Genomic DNA, 18,803 nt, shown 5'->3' with positions numbered 1-18,803 from the left:
CGCTGACCGCGAGGCCACTGTTGCCGGATTTCGGCGAGGACCGCGCCGGGCGCCGGCGGTGACTTCGGCCCGGTGCCCCCAATGTGGCGTTAGGGGCGCTCGGTGTCTCGAATGCCGCATTGGGGGCGCTGCTCGTCGCAGGTCGGGGGTGGGTCGCTGACCGCGAGGCCACTGTTGCCGGATTTCGGCGAGGACCGCGCCGGGCGCCGGCGGTGACTTCGGCCCGGTGCCCCCAATGTGGCGTTAGGGGCGCTGAGTGTCTCCAATGCCGCATTGGGGGCGCTGCTCGTCGCAGGTCGGGGGTGGGTCGCCGACCGAGAGCCGCGCCGGGCACGACGATCGCCATCCCGCGGGCGACATCGCTGGAGCGTCTCCAAACGCGAGCCTCGACCAAGGCGCAAGAAGCGCCTTGACATCAAGTAAGCCGACCCTTAGTTTCCCCCTATAACTTTCCAAGGGGGCGAGATGCCGAACATCGGTGGCCGTCCGGCCACGGTCGCGGTGGACGACATCGTGCGCGCCGGTCGCGAGCTCGGGATGCGCAGGCTCAGCGTCAAGGCGGTCGCGGTCCGGCTGGGGGTGACCGCGACCGCCCTCTATCGCCACGTCGACGGCCGTTGGGGGCTGGAGCGGCTGGTCGGGGAGAGCATCCTGGCCGAGCTTCGGCTCCGGGACGACCCACGGCACGGCCTCGAACGGCATCTGCTGTCCTTCGCGCTGCAACTGCGGGGCTTCATGTTGGAGCACCCGGGCCTCGCGGGCTATCTGCAACTGCTGTTCCCGCGCGGTGACGGCGGTCAGCGCTTGCTGAACACCGAGGTCGACGCCCTCGTCCGCCGGGGCTACGAGCCCGGCGCGGCGATCGTGCTCAGTGGCGCGGTCGCGCAGATGACCATCGCGATGACCGTGTCCGAGGAGAACAGCGCGGCCGCCGAGGAGGCCGACGGCGACGGGCTGGACCGGGAGCGGCAGGCGGTCCGCGACCGGTTGTCCCGCGACGACCGGCTCGCCGAACCGTCCGCCGCGCTGCCGCAGGTGCCGCGGCCCGAATACGTGCGGCTGCTGCTGACCGCGTCGATCCGCGGGCTGGTCGGATCCGGCCCGCCGGGCAGGCCGGTCGCCGAGATGGTGGCCGATCTGGCGACCACGGGGGAGGGGCTGTGATGGCGCGCGGATTCCAAGGCGCGGTGATGCGGGGTTTCGGGGCAAGAGACCACGAAGCGACCGTCGTCGAGACCGAGGAGATCACGCCGCGCTTCGTGCGGGTGCGGTTCGTCTCGTCGACGTTGTTCGAGGACGTCGTCGTGGAGCCGGCGGCCTGGCTCCGGTTCTGGTTCCCGGATCCGGAAGGCGGCACGACGGAGTTCCAGCGCGCGTACACGCTCACCGAGGCCGACCCGGAAGCAGGCACGTTCGCGATCGACGTCGTCCTGCACGAGCCCGCCGGTCCGGCGTCGCGATGGCTGCGTGAGGCTCGCCCCGGATCGAAGGTTCCGGTGATGTCACTGGGTTCGTCGTCCTTCTCGGTCCCCGCCGAACCTCCCGCCGGCTACCTGCTGATCGGCGACTCGGCCTCGATCCCGGCGATCAACGCGATCCTCGCGGTGATCCCGGCCGACCTCCCGATCGAGCTGTACCTCGAAGAGCACGACGAGACCGACAGGCTGATCCCGCTGGGCTCGCACGCGCGGCTGACCGTGCACTGGGTGCCGCGCCTCGACGCGACTTCACTCGCGTCGGCGATCGAGACGCGTGACTGGTCGGACTGGCAGGCGTGGATCGCGACGGAAGCCGGTTCGTTCAAGCATCTGAAGACGCGGTTGCGCGAGGCGTTCGGCTTCCCCAAGTCCGAAGTGCACGGCCGGGCGTACTGGTACTACGGCCGGGCCATGGGCGCTTTTCGCGGGGAGAAGGAAGAACCGGCGGCCGAAGTCCCGAAGCCCGTCGAAGCGGCGCCGAAGGGAGCGTGGCGGGCACAGGCGGCCGGACGGCTGCTCGCGCCGGTGCGGCGCACGCTGATCTTCGCCGGGATCCTGCAGGCCGTCGTGACGCTGATCGGTCTCGCGCCCTTCGTGCTGCTGGTGGAACTGGTCCGGCGGCTGCGCATGGGCGGCGAATCGCTGTGGGCGCTCGGTGTCTCGGCGCTGGTCCTGCTCGGCCTGGGCACCCTGCTGGAGTCCGCGGTCGTGCTCTGGCTGCACGCGGCCGACGCGCGGTTCGCCCGCGACCTGCGTCGGCGCCTGCTGGGCAAGCTCGCGCGCCTGCCGCTGGGCTGGTTCACCGCCCGGGGCTCGGGCGCGGTCGCGAAACTCGTGCAGGGTGACACGCTGTCGCTCCATTACCTGGTCACGCACGCCGTACCCGACGCGGTGGCGGCCGTGGTCGCGCCGGTCGCGGTGCTGGCGTACCTGTTCGCGGTGGACTGGCGGCTCGCCCTCGTGCTGCTCGTCCCGATCCTCGTCTACCTCGTCACCACGTCGATCATGGTCGTCCAATCGGGCCCCAAGACCGGCCAGGCGACACGCTGGGCGGAGCGGATGGCGGGCGAGGCCGGCGCGTATCTGGAGGGGCAGCCGGTGATCCGCGTGTTCGGCGGCGCCGCGGCTTCGTCGTTCCGGCGGCGGCTCGACGAGTACATCGGTTTCCTCGGCGACTGGCAGCGCCCGTTCACCGGCAAGAAGACCATGCTGGACTTCGCCACCCGGCCCGCCACCTTCCTGCTCCTGATCACCGGAGCCGGCGTGCCGATGGTGGCGGGCGGCGGGACGGAGCCGGTGACACTGATCCCGTTCCTGGTACTGGGCACCACTTTCGGCGCGCGGCTGCTGGGCATCGGCTACGGTCTCGGCGGCGTTCGCGAGGGAATGCTGGCCGCCCGACGGATCCAGGTCGTCCTCGACGAACCCGAACTGTCCACAGTGGAGCTTGCGGCCCGCGAGGGCGTCGAGCCGGGCACCGTGGAACTGGACCGGGTGGGCTTCGCCTACCGCACGGGCGTTCCCGTGCTGGAGAACGTTTCCCTGACCTTGCGTCCCGGCACGGTGACCGCGCTCGTCGGCCCGTCGGGAGCGGGGAAGTCGACGCTCGCCGCCCTCGTCGCGCGCTTCCACGACGTCACCGAAGGCTCGATCCGGGTCGGCGGCCGGGACGTCCGCGCCTTCGCCGCCGACGAACTCTACGGCCGGGTGGGATTCGTGCTGCAGGATCCGCAACTCGTCCAGGGGACCGTGCGGGAGAACATCGCCCTCGCCGTCCCCGGCGCCACCGAAGAGCAGGTCGTCGCCGCGGCCCGTGACGCGCAGATCCACGAGCGGATCGTCCGGCTGCCCCAGGGGTACGACACCGTTCTCGGTGCGGGCTCCCAGTTGTCCGGAGGGGAACGCCAGCGGGTGGCCATCGCCCGCGCGATCCTCGCCGACGCCCCCGTCCTCGTCCTCGACGAGGCGACCGCCTTCGCCGATCCCGAGTCGGAGTACCTCGTGCAGCAAGCACTCGACCGGCTCACCGCGGGCCGCACCGTCCTGGTCATCGCCCACCGCCTGCACACCGTCACCGGCGCCGACCGGATCGTCGTCCTCGACCGCGGGCGGATCGCGGAAAGCGGGACTCACGAAGAACTTCTCGCCTCGGAAGGGCGGTACGCCCGCTTGTGGCAGGCCGGTGCCGGTGCGGGGGTGACCGCGTGATCCGCACGCTGCTGGGCCTGATCCCCGGGTCGAAACGCCCGGCGTTCCGGCGCTATGTCGTGCTCGCCGTGCTTTCGGTGCTCCTGCGCGCCGCCGGTGTCGTCCTGCTGGTCCCGCTGGTGGGGGCCTTGTTCGGCGCGGAGCCGTCGGACGCGCTGCCCTGGCTCGGCGCGCTCGCGGCCGTCACCGCGGCAGGCTGGGCCGTCGACGCCGTCGTGGGGCGGCTCGGGTTCGAACTCGGTTTCGGGGTGCTGGACCACGCCCAGCACGACGTCGCCGAGCGGCTGACTGAGGTCCGGCTGTCCTGGTTGGACGGTGAGCACACCCAGACCGCCCGGCAGGCCATCGCCGCCACCGGCCCCGACCTCGTCGGCCTGGTCGGCTACCTGCTCACCCCGCTCATCGGCGCGGTCCTCCTGCCGATCGCGATCGCGCTGGCCCTGCTGCCGATCGCCTGGCCGCTCGGCGTCGCCGCGCTGGCCGGGGTTCCGGTACTGCTCGGCGCGTTGTGGGCGACCGGGCGGATCACCCGGCGCGCCGACCGGGCGACGGCGGAGGCGAACACCACGCTGACCGAGCGGATCGTCGAGTTCGCCCGCACCCAGCAGACGCTGCGTGCCGCCCGCCGCGTCGAGCCCGCGCGCAGTCACGCGGGCGCGGCGCTCACCGCACATCATGGCGCGACCGTGCGGCTGCTCCGTCTGCAGATCCCGGGGCAGGTGCTGTTCGGCGTCGCCGGTCAGCTCGCGCTGATCCTGCTCGCGGGGACGACCGTCCTGCTCACCACGCGAGGCGGTCTGAGCGTGCCCGAGGCCGTCGCCCTGATCGTCGTGATCGCCCGGTACCTCGAACCGTTCACCGCGCTCGGCGCGCTCGCACCCGGTATCGAGACCGCCACGACCACGCTCGGCCGTATCCGCACCGTGCTCACCGCGCCCGTGGCCCCGGCGGGGGAGGCCGCGGCACCGGCCGAGGCGCCGCTGATCCGGTTCGAGAAGGTCGGTTTCCGGTATGCGCCGGGCACCGAGAACGTGCTGGAGGACTTCGACGTCACCCTGGAACCCGGCACGACGACCGCGATCGTCGGACCGTCCGGTTCGGGCAAGAGCACCGTGCTCGCGCTGCTCGCCGGTCTGCACCGGCCCACGAGCGGTCGCGTGCTCGCCGACGGCAAGGATGTCGCGGAGTTCAGCCGGGATCTCGTCACCTTCGTCTTCCAGCAGCCGTATCTCTTCGAAGGATCGGTGCGGGACAACGTGCTCGCGGGGGATCCCGCGGCGGGCGGAGAGCGGGTCGCCGAGGTCGCCGGGCTCGCCAAGATCGACGAACTGATGGACCACACGGCCGTCGGTGAGGCGGGCACCGCGCTCTCCGGCGGGGAGCGGCAGCGGGTGTCCATCGCCCGCGCGCTGCTCAAACCGGCGCCCGTGCTGCTCGTCGACGAGGCCACCAGCGCGCTCGACACCGAGAACGAGGACGCCGTGGTCCGCTCGCTCAGCGCCGATTCCGTGCCGAGGACACGGGTGATCGTCACCCATCGGATCGCCGGTATCCGGCACGCCGACCGGGTGCTCTTCCTCGAGGACGGGCGGATCACCGAAGCCGGCACCGTCGAGGAACTCCTTGCGGCGAAAGGACGTTTCGCCGAGTTCTGGCGGCGGCAGCTCGACGCCACCGGCTGGAGGATCACCGCGCGATGACCCACACCCAAGGCCAGCCGGAATGGGTCGCCACCCGCGACGGCAGACGGCTCTACGCGATGGTGCACCCGGGACCGGAGGGTTTCACCGGGCCGACGGTGGTGTTCGAAGCGGGCGCGGCCGCCACCCGGTCGTCCTGGGCGGCGGTCCAGCCGGAGGTCGGCCGCCACACCCGCGCGATCGTCTACGACCGCTCCGGGCTCGGCCGCAGCGCCCCCGACCCCGGCGGCCGCACGCTGCGCCGGATGGCCGACGACCTCAACGACGTCCTCGACCATTTCGGCCAGGGACCGTACATCCTCGCCGGGCACAGCGCGGGCGGGCCGATCGTGCGGCAGGCCGCCGCCCGCCGTCCGGAGCGGATCGCCGGGCTGGTGCTGGTCGACCCGACCGACGAAGCGGCGGAAGTGCTCTTCGGCCGGGCCTTCCGCACCGGTGAACGCGTCTTTCTCGGGGCCGGGGCCGTGCTCGCGCGGCTCGGCTTGCTCAAGGTCGTCTTCCGCGGTCTGCTGCGGGACATCCCGGACGACGTCCGCCGCGACCTCGAACGGGAGGCGTTCACCATCGGGACGGTGCGGACCCACCGGGAGCAGGCCCGCACCTTCCTCGACGAACTGGCCCTCTGGCGGCACGATCCGCCGGTGCTCGGGGACATTCCGCTCACGGTCGTGTCCGGCGGCCTCGGAGGCGGGATGAGGGCGCGGGCGAACGCGTCCCACGCCCACCGGGTGACCTTTTCGCCCGCCGGCAGGCACGTGATCGCGGAGCGGTCCGGTCACTACGTCCCGAAGACCGAGCCCGAGGTGATCGTCCGCGAGATCGTCAGGATGACGTGAGCGCCAGCCGCAGATCTTCGTAAGTCGGGGCGAGCGTCCGGAGGGTCGCGGCGGCCCGCGCGTCGTCCTCGACGACGAGGTCATACTGCAGGGAGCCGATCAGCCGCGCCTGCGCGGTGAGGACGGCGGCCGCGTCTTCGTGACCGGCCCGCCGCAGGCACGTCGCGGCGTCGTTCGTCCGCCGTGCGCCGAGCCGCACCACGAAATGGACGAGCAGCCCGCGCAGCTCCGGGTCGCAGCCGTCGCCGATCCGGGCGGCGAGCGCGAGGGCGGCGTCGCCGTTGCCCACCGTGCCGGGCGGGAGCCCGGTGCCCGTTTCACCACCGAGCCGCCTGATGGCCCGGGGGAGGGCCGCGACGATCGCGGCTTCGTCGCCGACCTCGGTGTGCCGTACGAAATTCGTCCGCATCGTATGCGGTTTGCCGTAGGCGACGGTTTCGGCGAGCCAGGCGGCGGCGAAATCCTCCCGGGGGATCCGCGCGTACGGATATCCCTGCGGATCGTGGGCGGTGACGGACTCGGCGTCCGCGGCGAGCGCGACCAGGAAATGATCGGCGCCGATCGGGCCGGTCATCCCCGGCTGGTGGCGCAGATGGCCCATTTCGACCGGGCCGATCAGGACCGGCCCGTCCGAAAGGCTCTCGACGAGCCGGGCGAACGCGGCGTCCGGATCCGGCTCGCTCGTCGTTTCCGCGCTCCAGCCGAGGACGTCGAGCGCCTCGCCGATACCGAGATCGGGATCCCAGCCGAAGGCGTCGAAGAACGGCAGCGTTCCGCCGACCAGCTGCATGCCGAAGGGGCTGCCGGTCAAGGTTTCGAGCACTTCGGGTCCCGGCGCCTCCGCGCCGAGCATCATCGCGAGGGAATGGGTATAGCAATAGGGGCCGGAGCCGCGATAAGGAATTTCGATCACGCGTTCGACGATGGCAGTTTTCGGGCCGGAACGCCACCCTCGCCTTTGTCCGTTGTGGACGGTGTTTCATCACCCGTCCGGGGGTTTCGGGGCCACTCAACGGGTTTTATCCAGGAGACACCGCTGATCCCGCTTGCCGTCGACGATCTTGCCGACCCAGGATGACCGTGAATCGGGCTCGCTGTCCCCGCCGTCCTGACCTGGGCCGACGGGAGCGAGGGGTGAGGCGGAGGCGGCATGGCGGAACGTCGTGGGCAAAATCGGTGGCGCCGGGGCGTGGCACTGCTCGCGGTGGTCGCCGTGGCCCTGCTGATGGGCGCCCCGCTGCCCGCAACCGCCCAGACGCAGCCGCGCGGAGCGGGCACGGAGCGGCCGATCGGGCCCGAGCCGGTGTACTCCGGGCTGGCGCACGGCGGCATCACGATGGCCGCCAACTCCGTCGTGCAGTGCGGGGTCGGCGTCGTCTGCAACGAGTCCGCGAGCAACGCGAGCCCGGTGTCGTGGATCAAGACCGACCCCGCCGCGCCCGGCAACACCGCTTCCGCGGCGAACCTGAACGTCCCGGCCGGTGCGAAGGTGCTCAACGCCCGGCTGTACTGGCAGTTCAACCCGGTCGCCAGCAGCGGGACCTCCGGCGACGGCAACCGGGGCAACCAGGTGTCCGTCAAGACCCCGGGCTCCGGCGCGTACCAGCGCATCACCGCCGAAACCTATGACTGGTTCCCCGCGACCACCACGGGCGGGTTCCCGACGTTGTACGCCTACGGCGGCGCGGCCGACGTCACTTCCCTCGTGACGGACGCCGGCGCCGGACAGTACACGGTCGCCGACATCCAGGCCTGCCAGGGCCAGTCGATCAGCCGGACGAACCTCGGCTGTTGGGGTGGCTGGTCGCTGGTGGTGGCCTACGAACTGCCCAGCGAGCCGCTGCGGTACCTGCAGGTCTGGGACGGGATGCAGGTGGTCGCGGGCGGCAGCACGCCGAGTTCGGCGACCATCGCGCTGAGCGGCATCAAGGCCCCGACCTCGCGTCAGCCCAACGTCGAACTCGGGATCGTCGCCGGCGACGGCGACGCGCCCATCAGCGGCGACTACCTCCAGGTCGGGCCGGACGCCTCCAGCCTGCAGACGATCGCCATGCCCGCGCCCGGTGGGGTGGCGACCAACAACGCCTTCAGCAGCCGCATCGACCGGGTCACGGCCACCGGTTCGGGCACGAACGTCACGTCGCGGACTCCCAATCCGGTGAACAACGTCGGGTACGACGCCCGCAGTATCGACATCACCGGCAAGGTCCCCGCCGGGACCACCGCGCTCCAGGTGAAGATCGGCACCGTCGGCGACGCGCTGTACCCGCAGACGATCTGGCTCGTCACCGACGCGCTCGAACCGGATCTGCAGATCACCAAGGCGAACGATCCGGTCGGCAACACCGACGACAATCCGCCGGGCTACGTCACCAAGGGCGGCGAGATCACGTACACCTTCGACGTCGCCAACCGGCACGCCGACGGCTCCACCAACGACCTCGACACCGCGACGAACGTCGTGCTGACCGACACCCTTCCCGACGGCGTCACGTTCGTGGCCGGGTCCAATCCCGACTGTTCGGCCGCCGGGCAGGTGGTCACCTGCTCCCTGCGGAATCTGAAACCGGGGCAGTCGCAGAAGGTCGTGTTCAAGGTCAAGGTCGGCGCTTCGGTGCCGGACGGCACCAAACTCGACAACACCGGCAAGCTGACCTTCCGCGGCGAGGACACCGGGCGCCCGCAGGAACGCACGTCGAACACGGTGCGGAACACGGTCGCCTCGCCCGGATATCAGCTGACGAAGACGGTCGATCTCGCCGAGGCGATCCCCGGTGACACCCTGACCTACCAGGTGACCCTGCGGAACACCGGCGTGATCCCCGTTCCCGCGCTCACGGTGCGCGACACGCTGCCGCCGGGAACGACCTACGTGTCGTCCACTCCCTCGAAGGGAACCGCGTCCGGCACTGGGCCGATCGACTGGGCCGTGGACGGTCTCGCGGTCGGGGAGACCGCCACGCTGACCGTGCGCGTGAAGGTCGAGGAAGCCGCGATCGGCAAGGAATTGGTGAACCGGGCGAACGTCCCGACCGGGCCGCCGCCGGTCGTCCCGCCGGACAACCGCTGCCCGGACGATCCCGCGGCCGCGTGCGCGAAGACCAAGGTGCCGTCGCCGTCGTACACGGTGACGAAGACCGCGGACAAGGAGTCCGCGAACCCCGGCGACACGGTGCGCTACAAGGTCGTCGTCGCCAACACCGGCAAGGTGACCGCGGCGGACCTCAAGGTCGTGGACGATCTGACCGGGGTGCTCGACGACGCGGTGTACCAGAACGACGCCACCGCGTCGCCCGGGTCGGTGTCCTATGTGGAACCGAAACTGACTTGGACGGGCACACTCGCCGCGGGGCAGAACGCGGAGTTCACCTACTCGGTCAAGGTGAAGAAGCCGAACACCGGTGACAACCGGCTCAAGAACGTGGTGACGTCGGAGACGCCGGGTGGGAACTGTCCGCCGGGTTCGACGGATCCGAAGTGCGGGACGACGACGCCGGTGTCGGGGCTGTTGATCGAGAAGTCGGTGGACAAGCAGTCGGCGAATCCGGGCGACGTGGTGAAGTACACGGTGACCGTGCGGAACACGGGCCAGACGAAGCTGACCGGTGCGACGTTCACCGACGATCTCACTCAGGTGCTCGACGACGCCGACTACCAGAACGACGGTGCGGCGACGATCGGTGGCGTCACTTATGCGGCGCCGAAGCTGACCTGGACCGGCGATCTCGGCGTCGGCGAGACGTCCACGGTGACGTACACGGTGAAGGTGAAGAACCCCAACACGGGCGACGACGTGCTGAAGAACGCGGTGTCGTCGGAGACGCCGGGTGGGAACTGTCCGCCGGGTTCGACGGATCCGAAGTGCGGGACGACGACGCCGGTGTCGGGGTTGCTGATCGAGAAGTCGGTGGACAAGCAGTCGGCAAACCCCGGCGATGTCGTGAAGTACACGGTGACCGTGCGGAACACCGGTCAGACGAAGATCTCCGGTGCGACGTTCACCGATGACTTGACGCAGGTGCTGGACGACGCCGAGTACCAGAATGATGGTGCGGCGACGATCGGTGGCGTCACCTATACGGCGCCGAAGCTGACGTGGACGGGTGATCTGGAGATCGGCGCCACCTCGACGGTGACGTACACGGTGAAGGTGAAGAATCCGAACACCGGAGACAAGAAACTGTCCAATGTGGTCACTTCGGAGACCCCGGGCGGGAACTGTCCGCCGGGTTCGACGGATCCGAAGTGCGGGACCACGACGCCGGTGTCCGGTCTGAAGATCGAGAAGTCGGTCGACAAGCAGTCGGCGAACCCGGGCGATGTCGTGAAGTACACCGTCACCGTGACGAACACCGGGCAGACGAAGCTGACCGGTGCGACGTTCACCGACGACTTGACGCAGGTGCTGGACGACGCCGATTACCAGAACGACGGTGCCGCGACGATCGGTGGCGTCACCTATGCGGCGCCGAAGCTGACGTGGACCGGCGACCTGGAGATCGGCGCCACCTCGACGGTGACCTATACGGTCAAGGTGAAGAATCCCAACACGGGTGACAACCTGCTGAAGAACGTGGTGACGTCGGAGACGCCGGGCGGGAACTGTCCGCCTGGTTCGACGGATCCGAAGTGCGGGACGACGACTCCGGTGTCGGGGTTGCTGATCGAGAAGTCGGTGGACAAGCAGTCGGCGAATCCCGGCGATGTCGTGAAGTACACGGTGAAGGTGACGAACACCGGGCAGACGAAACTGACCGGGGCGACCTTCACCGACGACCTGACGCAGGTGCTCGACGACGCGGACTATCAGAATGACGGTGCGGCGACCATCGGCGGTGTCACCTATGCGGCGCCGAAGCTGACCTGGACCGGCGACCTGGAGATCGGTGCGACCTCGACGGTCACGTACACGGTGAAGGTCAAGAATCCCGCCCCCGGCGACAAGAAGCTCATCAACACGGTCACCTCGGAGACGCCGGGCGGGAACTGTCCGCCGGGTTCGACCGATCCGAAGTGCGGCACCACGACGCCGGTGTCCGGTCTGAAGATCGAGAAGTCGGTCGACAAGCAGTCGGCGAATCCCGGTGACGTCGTGAAGTACACGGTGACCGTCACCAACACCGGCCAGACGAAGATCTCGGGCGCGACGTTCACCGACGACCTGACCCAGGTTCTCGATGACGCCGACTACCAGAACGACGGTGCGGCGACGATCGGTGGCATCACTTACGCCGCGCCGAAGCTGACCTGGACCGGCGACCTCGGCGTCGGCGAGACCTCCACGGTGACCTATACGGTCAAGGTGAAGAAGCCGAACACGGGCGACAACCGGCTCAAGAACGTGGTGACGTCGGAGACGCCGGGCGGGAACTGCCCGCCGGGTTCGACCGATCCGGACTGTGGCACGGTGACCCCGGTTTCGGGCCTGGAGATCAAGAAGACGGTCGACAAACAGTCCGCGAACCCCGGTGACGTCGTCAAATACACGGTCACGGTCAAGAACACCGGCCAGACGAAGCTGACCGGTGCCACGTTCACCGACGACCTCGCCCAGGTGCTCGACGACGCCGTTTATCGGAACGATGGCGCGGCGACCATCGGCGGCGTCACGTACGCGGCGCCGAAGCTGACCTGGACCGGTGACCTCGAAATCGGCGCCACCGCGACGGTCACCTACTCGGTCCAGGTGAAGAAGCCGAACACGGGCGACAACCGGCTCAAGAACGTGGTGACGTCGGAGACGCCGGGCGGGAACTGCCCGCCGGGTTCGACCGATCCGGACTGCGGCACGACGACCCCGGTCTCCGGACTGCTCATCAAGAAGACCGCCGACAAGAAGTCGGTCGACCCCGGCGACACGGTGAAGTACACGATCACCGTCACCAACACCGGGCAGACCGCACAGATCGGCGCCACCTTCACCGACGACATGACCGAGGTCCTCGACGACGCCGACTACCAGAACGACGGTGCGGCGACGATCGGCGGCGTCACCTATGCGGCGCCGAAGCTGACCTGGACCGGTGACCTCGCCATCGGAGCCATCGCCACGGTGACCTACACGGTCAAGATCAAGAACCCGGACCCCGGCGACAAGAAACTGTCCAATGTGGTCACCTCGGACACGCCGGGGAACAACTGCCCGCCGGATTCGACCGACCCGAACTGCGTCGCGGACGTGCCGTCCCGCGAACTGACGGTCAAGAAGACGTCGGACAAGCAGACCGCGAACCCGGGCGATGTCGTCACCTACACCGTGACCGTCACCAACACCGGCAAGGTCCCTCTGGTCGGCGAGGACGCCGCACGGGTCACGGACGACCTGTCCGAAGTGCTGGACGACGCCGACTACGCCGACGACGCCACGGCGGCCCCGGTCGCCGGGACGTTCACCTTCGCCGCGCCGAACCTGGTGTGGGTGGGTGATCTCCCGGTCGGGGCGACGACCACGGTGAAGTACTCGGTGAAGGTGAAGAACCCGGTGACGGGCGATCACGAACTGCGGAACACCGTCAGCACGAACACCCCGGGCACCTGCCCGCCGCAGTCCGACGATCCGGCGTGTTCGACCGTCACCCCGGTGCCCGGGATCTCGCTGGAGAAGAAGGCGGACAAGACCACGGCGAACCCGGGCGACGTCGTGAAGTACACGGTGACCGTGCGCAACACGGGCAAGACGAAGCTGACCGGTGCGACGTTCACCGACGACCTCACCGAGGTCCTCGACGACGCCGTGTTCCAGAAGGACGGTGCGGCGACGATCGGTGCGGTGACCTACGAGGAACCGAAGCTGACCTGGACCGGTGATCTGGAGATCGGGCAGACGGCGACGGTCACGTACAGCGTCAAGGTCACCAAGACCGGCGGCGACGGCAAGCTCACCAACGTGATCACGTCCGACACCCCGGGCGGCAACTGCCCGCCGGGCAGCAAGGACCCGAAGTGCGGCACGACGACACCGCTGTCCAGCTTGAAGATCAAGAAGACGGTCGACAAGACGGAGGCGAAGCCGGGCGAGGTCGTCACGTACACCGTCACGGTGGAGAACACCGGGCAGGCCGTGGTGGACGACGCGACGTTCACCGACGACCTGAGCCAGGTGCTGGACGACGCGACCTTCGACGGCACCGCGAAGGCGAGCATGGGCACGGTCACCTACTCCGCGCCGAAGCTCACCTGGAAGGGCGAGCTGAAGCCGGGGGAGAAGGCGACCATCACCTACGCGGTGACCGTGCGGAAGCCGGCGACCGGTGACCACCGCCTCCGCAACGTCGTCACGTCGGACACGCCCGGTGGCAACTGCCCGCCGGGTTCGGCGAACCCCGACTGCGACACCGACACCCCGGTGCCGCCGACTCCGCAGCCGCCGGAGAAGCCGAACCCGCAGCCGCCGACCACCCCGCGTCCGCCCGGTCTGGCCGTGACCGGCTCACCGGTGACGACGATGACGGTGCTGGCCCTCGGGATGCTGGCCATCGGCGCGCTGCTGCTCCTCGCCGGACGGAGGCGCCGGGAGTCCTAGGAACGGGCGATCCGGTCCGGGAACACAGGCGCGGCGTGCGCGAAGGCGTAACTCGCGTGATCAGGCACGTAACTCGCGTGTCTGGAGGCCGCACTCGGTGTTACGCCTCTGAGCACGCGAGTTACGGCTTCGAGCACGCGAGTTACGGCTTTGATCACGACCCGCGTGGCACCGCGACGAGGGCTTCCACCTCCACGACGAGCTCCGGCTTGGCCAGCGCCGCCACGACGATCAGCGACTGAGCGGGCCAATCCGCTTCCGGGTACCAGCGGGTGAAGGTCTCGCGTAGCGCCGTGCGGAACCCGGCGAGGTGCTCGGTGCCGGACAGCATGCTGAACACCTTGACCAGGTGTTCGGGGCCGGCGCCCGCGGCTTCGAGCAGCCGCTCGAGGTTGGCGAGCAACGCGCGGGTCTGGGACTCGGCGTCGGGCCCGGCGAGTTCGCCGTCGGGCAGGACGCCGATCTGGCCGGACACGACCACGAGCTCGTGATCGGCGGGCACGCGGACCAGATGGCTGTACGGGCCGATCGGCGCCGCCACGGTCTCCGGATTCCAGCGCTGGATCATCAATCCCCTTTTCTCGTCCACTGCGGAAAATCGTCTCCAACGTACCGATGATTCCGCGCCGGGTCGGCAGTCTCACCTTCGACAACGACGACCGAGAAGGGTTCCGGATGACGGATTCAGGAGCGAAGACCGAGGTCTGGCCGCTGATCTTCGCCGAGCGGGCGGCGCTGGCGGACGACCTCGCGGAGCTCACCGAGGAGCGATGGAAGACGGCGTCGCTGTGCGCCGGGCTGACGGTGCGCGAGGTGCTCGCGCATCTCACCGCGGGGGCGAGCCTCACGCCGCTGAGGTGGATGGCCGGGGTGATCCGCTGCCGGTGGGACTTCGACAAGCAGGTCGCCATGCGGCTCGCCGAGCACCTGGGCGACGACGGCGCCGAGACGCTGGAGCGCTTCCGCCGTGTGGTCACCAGCACGACGAAACCGCCGTTGCCGAAGATCGCGATGCTGGGGGAGGCGATCGTGCACGCCGAGGACATCCGCCGTCCGCTCGGCCTTCGCCGCGATTACCCGATCCCCGTCCTCACCGCGCTGGCGGGGTACTACGGGAGCTCGGACCTGGTGGTGACGGCGAAGGGGCGCATCGGCGGGCTGCGGTTGCAGGCCACCGATGGCCCCTTCGCCATCGGGTCCGGGCCGCTCGTCTCGGGCACGACCTCGGCCTTGATCATGGCCATGACCGGACGGGCGGCCTACCTCCCCGAACTCGACGGAGACGGGGTCCCGATCCTCGGGGAACGCGTCCCTGCTCAGACCTGAGACTCGAGGGGCAGCCCCGCGCCGGCCCAGTCTTCGATGCCTTCCCGGTACTTGCGGACGTCGGTGTAGCCGAGGGCGGTGAGCCGGTCGGCGACCTGGCCGCTGTTGGGGCAGGCGGGGTTCGAGCAGTAGGTGACGATGGCGGCGCCGCGATCGGGCAGCACGGTCGCGGCGTGCGCGTCGACGTCGGCGAGGACGAGGGGAACGGCGCCGGGCAGATGTTGCTTGGCGTAGTACTCGCCACCCAGTGCGTCGACCACCGTCACGGTCTTCGCGTCGATCGCGGCCTTCAGTTCGTCACGGGTGATGAGTGCGGTCATGTCGCTACCTCCAGTTAATCGGACTATAGTCCGCATGTGCCTCACGACCATAACGGACCGCAGTCCGCTTCTGCAACGTCCTTGGATCTCCTGCGCACGCCGCCGCCCAAGGAACGCGCCGACGCCGCCCGCAACCGGGCCGCGATCCTCGACGCGGCGGCGTCGCTCTTCGCCGAGCACGGGGTCGAAGCGGTGTCGATGGACCAGGTGGCGGCGGCCGCGGGGGTCGGCAAGGGGACACTCTTCCGCCGCTTCGGTGACAAGGCCGGGCTGGCCGTCGCGCTGCTGGACGCGCGGGAACGCCTGCTCCAGGAGGGAATCCTGCACGGGCCGCCCCCGCTGGGCCCCGGCGCTCCGCCCGCCGACCGGCTGGTGGCCTTCGCCGAGGCGTACGTCGATTACGTGCTCGAACACCTGCCGCTGGTGCGGATGTCGGAGACCGCCGCTCCGGGCGCGCGCTACCGCATCGGGGCGTACCGGTTCTGGCACCGGCACGTCGCGATCCTGCTCGACGGCACCCCCGACCCCGAGCACGCCGCGCACGCCCTGCTGGCGCCGCTGGCGGCCGAGCATCTGACCGCCTTGCTGCCGGAACTGGGGGAGGACCGCGTCCGCGCCGGGATCACGCGGCTGTGGCGGCAGGCCGGATCCCAGTAAGGTGTCGGCGAGAACCCGGGAGTGTGTCGATGATGGTGGAGAGCCGAAGGGCGGCCAGGCAGGCCGTGCTGGTGCTGCTCGCCGCCGTGCTGACCGCGCTCGGCCTGTTCTTCGCGCTCCACTCGGGCGGTTCCGCTTCGGCGGACGAGTCGCGCGGGGCGAACGCGACGGTCGATTCCTCGGTCTCCAAGGCCGTCGCGCCGGTGCGCGCCGCTGGCAGGCTCGCCGCCGAACCCGCGCTCCTGGGTGTGCACGGTCACGGTGATCTGCCTCTCTTCGGCACCGTCCCGCACGGGCCCGCGTCGACGACGCTGCTGCGCCTCAGCGAACTCCACGACGAAACCACTCCCGCCTCGCGCAAGGCGAACCGCCTCGCGCTGGGTGATCGCGCTCCTCCTTTCCCGGTAGCCGTCTGACGCTCACGGGCGCGTATTCGCGTGCCCGAACCGGGAATCACCAAGGAGAACTTCGTGCCGCGCGAAACCGCGCGGCGAGGCATGACCGGGCGAGCCGTCGTCTCGCTGGTCGTTCTCGCCGCGACCGTGTACCTGTTGCTGACCACCGCCCCGAGACTGGGGCTCGATCTGCGTGGTGGCACGCAGATCGTGCTGGAGACCAAGGATTCGCCCACCGTCACCGCCGACGCGGAGACCACCGACCGGACACTCGAGGTGCTGCGCCGCCGGGTCGACGCCCTGGGTGTCGCCGAGCCGATGCTGGCCCGCTCGGGGGACAACCGGATCATCGTCGAGCTGCCCGGCGTCCGGGATCCGCGCGAGGCCGTCGAAGTGATCGGCCGCACCGCGCAGCTGTCCTTCCATCCCGTGCTCGCCGCCGCCTCTGGCGACTCACGAGTCCTCAACGACGAGAGCGGGCAGCCGATCACCCTGGGACCCGCCGCGCTGACCGGCGAAGGCGTCGACGAAGCGCGCTCGTCGGTCGATTCGCAGGGCGGTGGCTGGCTGGTTTCGGTCGATTTCAAAGGGGATGCCGGTCGCGCCTGGGAGCGGCTGACCGGGCAGGCCGCGTGCTCGCCGCCAGGTGATCCGGCCCGCCGGGTGGCGATCGCGCTCGACGACAAGGTGATCTCGTCGCCGCAGGTGAGCCCGCAGGTCGCCTGCGGGGTCGGGATCGTCGGCGGGAGCACGCAGATCACCGGGCGGTTCTCCCCGGCCGAAGCCAAGGATCTGGCGCTGCTGATCAACGCGGGCGCGCTGCCGACCCCGGTCGAGATCATCGAGCAGCGCACCGTCGGGCCCACGCTCGGCGCCGCCGCCATCGACGCCAGTGCCCGTGCCGCCGTGATCGGGCTGGCGCTGACCGCGCTGTTCCTGCTCGCGGTGTACCGGCTGGCCGGGCTGATCGCCGTGGGCGCGCTGGTGGCGTACGCGGCCGTGTCCTATGCCGCGCTGCTCGCCGTCGGCGCGACGCTGACCTTGCCGGGGCTCGCAGGATTCGTGCTGGCCATCGGCATGGCCGTCGATGCCACCGTGCTCGTCTTCGAACGGGCGAGAGAGGAACATTCGGTCAAACGCGGTGGTTCGCTGCCGCGTTCGGTCAGCCGCGGGTTCAGCGGCGCGTTGTCGGCGATCGTCGATTCGAACGTGACCACCCTGCTCGCCGCGGGCCTGCTGTTCTGGCTGGCGTCCGGCCCGGTGCGCGGCTTCGGGGTGACGCTGTCGATCGGCGTCGTCGTCGCGTTGTTCATCTCGCTCGTGCTCACCCGGTTGCTGCTGCATCTCACGATGCGGGGTGTGGTCGCGCGCAAACCGCGGCTGTCCGGGCTCACCCACGAAGGCCGGGTCCGCCGTTGGGTGAACCGCCGCGATCCCGAATTCCTCGGGAAACCGAAGCGCTGGCTGATGGTGGCGGGCGCGGTCGTGATCGCCGCGATCGCGGGGCTGTTCGTCGCCGGGCCGAACCTCGGCGTCGAATTCACCGGCGGCCGCGTCGTCGAATACAGCACTTCGGCGCCCGCCGACGTCGAGCGGGTCCGGGACGCGGTCTCCGACGCAGGCTTCCCCCGCGCCGTCGTGCAGACCTCAGGTGAGAAGGACATCTCGGTCCGTACCGAGCCGATCGACGAGGACGCCACCGAACGGATCCGGGCCGCCGTCGCCGGGGTCGCCGGTGACGCCACCGAGATCCGCGACGAGAAGATCGGCCCGAGCCTCGGCGCCGAACTGCGCACCAAGGCGATGATCGCGCTCGGCCTCGCGGTGCTGGCGCAGCTGATCTACCTCGCGGTGCGGTTCGATTGGCGGCTCGGCCTGGCCACGGTGGCCGCGCTCGCTCAAGACGTCCTGATCATCCTCGGGATCTTCGCCTGGCTGGGCAAATCCATGGACGGCGTCTTCCTCGCCGCGCTGCTGACGGTGATCGGCTATTCGGTCAACGACTCGGTGGTGGTCTTCGACCGGGTGCGGGAGGTACGGGGACAACGCCGCAAGGAACCGTTCCCTCGCGTCGTCGGCACGGCGGTGCTGCAGACGTTGCCACGGACGATCAACACCGGGATCGGGGTGCTGTTCGTCCTCGGGGCGTTGCTGGTCCTCGGGGACGGCTCGCTGGCCGACTTCGCGCTCGCGCTCCTGCTCGGCCTCGTCGCGGGCACGGTGTCCACAGTGGCCACCGCGGGGCCCGTCGCGATCCTGCTCGACAAGCGGTGGCCCGGGGCCGGACGTCCCGCCAGGAAGGCGAATCCGGCACGGCAGCGGGACGACAACGGCGCGGTGGTGTGATCGGCGTTCCTTTGT

General features: G+C 69.9%; 12 protein-coding genes. 9 read left to right on the top strand and 3 right to left on the bottom strand.

Annotation, left to right across the window (positions count from 1 at the left end; genetic code table 11):
* Positions 1-465 precede the first annotated feature (465 nt).
* Genes MJQ72_RS22870 through MJQ72_RS22855 form a run of 4 tightly spaced genes read left to right on the top strand, consistent with a single transcriptional unit; the run spans position 466 to position 6,222 of the window.
* Positions 466-1,164: a TetR/AcrR family transcriptional regulator gene (locus MJQ72_RS22870; protein ID WP_240593009.1), complete on the top strand. Its 699-nt coding sequence runs from the start codon at positions 466-468 to the stop codon at positions 1,162-1,164.
* Positions 1,164-3,686 carry an ABC transporter ATP-binding protein/permease gene (locus MJQ72_RS22865; RefSeq protein WP_240593008.1) on the top strand — a complete coding sequence of 841 codons (2,523 nt, stop codon included), beginning with the start codon at positions 1,164-1,166 and terminating at the stop codon, positions 3,684-3,686. The genes MJQ72_RS22870 and MJQ72_RS22865 overlap by 1 nt, the downstream gene beginning before the upstream one ends.
* Positions 3,683-5,386: an ABC transporter ATP-binding protein gene (locus MJQ72_RS22860; RefSeq protein WP_240593007.1), complete on the top strand. Its 1,704-nt coding sequence runs from the start codon at positions 3,683-3,685 to the stop codon at positions 5,384-5,386. The genes MJQ72_RS22865 and MJQ72_RS22860 overlap by 4 nt, the downstream gene beginning before the upstream one ends.
* Entirely contained in the window at positions 5,383-6,222 is an 840-nt protein-coding gene (locus tag MJQ72_RS22855; RefSeq protein ID WP_240593006.1) for an alpha/beta fold hydrolase, read from the top strand. The genes MJQ72_RS22860 and MJQ72_RS22855 overlap by 4 nt, the downstream gene beginning before the upstream one ends.
* Here the strand turns inward: MJQ72_RS22855 and MJQ72_RS22850 are convergent.
* Positions 6,209-7,135: a hypothetical protein gene (locus MJQ72_RS22850; protein WP_240593005.1), complete on the bottom strand. Its 927-nt coding sequence runs from the start codon at positions 7,133-7,135 to the stop codon at positions 6,209-6,211. The genes MJQ72_RS22855 and MJQ72_RS22850 overlap by 14 nt on opposite strands.
* A 237-nt stretch (positions 7,136-7,372) precedes the next feature.
* Between MJQ72_RS22850 and MJQ72_RS22845 the strand changes: the two genes are divergently transcribed.
* Positions 7,373-13,744 carry a DUF11 domain-containing protein gene (locus MJQ72_RS22845; protein WP_240593004.1) on the top strand — a complete coding sequence of 2,124 codons (6,372 nt, stop codon included), beginning with the start codon at positions 7,373-7,375 and terminating at the stop codon, positions 13,742-13,744.
* 154 nt (positions 13,745-13,898) lie between these two features.
* On the opposite strand, the gene MJQ72_RS22840 is transcribed toward MJQ72_RS22845, so the two are convergent.
* Positions 13,899-14,312 carry a RidA family protein gene (locus tag MJQ72_RS22840; protein WP_240601397.1) on the bottom strand — a complete coding sequence of 138 codons (414 nt, stop codon included), beginning with the start codon at positions 14,310-14,312 and terminating at the stop codon, positions 13,899-13,901.
* A gap of 107 nt (positions 14,313-14,419) precedes the next feature.
* On the opposite strand from MJQ72_RS22840, the gene MJQ72_RS22835 reads away from it, so the two are divergent.
* Positions 14,420-15,070, top strand: coding sequence for a maleylpyruvate isomerase family mycothiol-dependent enzyme (locus tag MJQ72_RS22835; protein ID WP_240593003.1), 651 nt, complete (start codon positions 14,420-14,422; stop codon positions 15,068-15,070).
* Here the strand turns inward: MJQ72_RS22835 and MJQ72_RS22830 are convergent.
* Positions 15,061-15,390 carry a rhodanese-like domain-containing protein gene (locus MJQ72_RS22830; protein WP_016335231.1) on the bottom strand — a complete coding sequence of 110 codons (330 nt, stop codon included), beginning with the start codon at positions 15,388-15,390 and terminating at the stop codon, positions 15,061-15,063. The two genes, MJQ72_RS22835 and MJQ72_RS22830, sit on opposite strands and share 10 nt — an antisense overlap.
* A gap of 81 nt (positions 15,391-15,471) precedes the next feature.
* On the opposite strand from MJQ72_RS22830, the gene MJQ72_RS22825 reads away from it, so the two are divergent.
* Genes MJQ72_RS22825 through secD form a run of 3 tightly spaced genes read left to right on the top strand, consistent with a single transcriptional unit; the run spans position 15,472 to position 18,788 of the window.
* Positions 15,472-16,047 (top strand): TetR/AcrR family transcriptional regulator, encoded by a 576-nt coding sequence (locus MJQ72_RS22825; protein WP_240601396.1) that lies wholly within the window; start codon positions 15,472-15,474, stop codon positions 16,045-16,047.
* 29 nt (positions 16,048-16,076) lie between these two features.
* Positions 16,077-16,463, top strand: a complete 387-nt coding sequence (locus tag MJQ72_RS22820; protein ID WP_240593002.1) for a hypothetical protein — start codon at positions 16,077-16,079, stop codon at positions 16,461-16,463.
* Between the two features lie 54 nt (positions 16,464-16,517).
* The gene (gene secD, locus MJQ72_RS22815) at positions 16,518-18,788 is read left to right on the top strand and encodes a protein translocase subunit SecD (protein WP_240601395.1); all 2,271 of its coding nucleotides are present in this window, start codon (positions 16,518-16,520) and stop codon (positions 18,786-18,788) included.
* Positions 18,789-18,803 lie beyond the last annotated feature (15 nt).

The organism is Amycolatopsis sp. EV170708-02-1, from assembly GCF_022479115.1.
Lineage (GTDB): Bacteria > Actinomycetota > Actinomycetes > Mycobacteriales > Pseudonocardiaceae > Amycolatopsis.
Note: the sequence above shows the minus strand (reverse complement) of the source record. Positions and strands in the feature narration are given on the sequence as shown.

Excerpts from the sequence above, each read along its gene's own strand:
- MJQ72_RS22855 (WP_240593006.1), top strand. The coding sequence starts at position 5,383 with ATGACCCACACCCAAGGCCAGCCGGAATGGGTCGCCACCCGCGACGGC.
- MJQ72_RS22835 (WP_240593003.1), top strand. The coding sequence starts at position 14,420 with ATGACGGATTCAGGAGCGAAGACCGAGGTCTGGCCGCTGATCTTCGCC.
- MJQ72_RS22840 (WP_240601397.1), bottom strand. The coding sequence starts at position 14,312 with ATGATCCAGCGCTGGAATCCGGAGACCGTGGCGGCGCCGATCGGCCCG.
- MJQ72_RS22845 (WP_240593004.1), top strand. The coding sequence starts at position 7,373 with ATGGCGGAACGTCGTGGGCAAAATCGGTGGCGCCGGGGCGTGGCACTG.
- MJQ72_RS22870 (WP_240593009.1), top strand. The coding sequence starts at position 466 with ATGCCGAACATCGGTGGCCGTCCGGCCACGGTCGCGGTGGACGACATC.
- MJQ72_RS22865 (WP_240593008.1), top strand. The coding sequence starts at position 1,164 with ATGGCGCGCGGATTCCAAGGCGCGGTGATGCGGGGTTTCGGGGCAAGA.
- MJQ72_RS22830 (WP_016335231.1), bottom strand. The coding sequence starts at position 15,390 with ATGACCGCACTCATCACCCGTGACGAACTGAAGGCCGCGATCGACGCG.
- MJQ72_RS22820 (WP_240593002.1), top strand. The coding sequence starts at position 16,077 with ATGATGGTGGAGAGCCGAAGGGCGGCCAGGCAGGCCGTGCTGGTGCTG.